Below are 424 nucleotides of genomic sequence, written 5' to 3' on the forward strand. Positions count from 1 at the left end.
AATCCCAAGAATGTCAAGGCTGAGGCTAAAGAACAAATCATTAAGTACAGACTGGAATGCTACAATGCCCTTTTTAATTATTTCACCGACCAGGGTGAGTTTTTAGAGCAAAAGCAAAAGGCGTTAGAAAAGCAATTAGAAGAAGTGGAACGAATACGAAATGATTATAGCGACCAAAAGAAGCTACTCAATGACGCAAGAAAAGCACTTAACGATATAAAGGAGTTGACTTTTGAAGAATGGCAAATGAATAAACGACAATTATCACTGGATTTTCCAAACTAAAACACATGACAGCATTAGCACCGAATACGTTATCGAAGTTGTACTATTTCGATAACCGCATAAAGAGTTTCTATGAAAAAAACGGCTATACCAATATTCCGTTTGATGGCAATAAAATTCAAAAAATGATTGAAGATTC

The 424-nt window shown here is 35.1% G+C and carries 1 protein-coding gene; it reads left to right on the plus strand.

What is annotated here, in order from left to right; translation table 11 throughout:
• The coding region (locus tag KEM10_RS25260) for a hypothetical protein (RefSeq protein ID WP_212221045.1) at positions 1-285 on the plus strand (285 nt) is incomplete at its 5' end.
• Positions 286-424: the final 139 nt, after the last annotated feature.

This window comes from Carboxylicivirga linearis, assembly GCF_018271995.1.
GTDB lineage: Bacteria > Bacteroidota > Bacteroidia > Bacteroidales > Marinilabiliaceae > Carboxylicivirga > Carboxylicivirga linearis.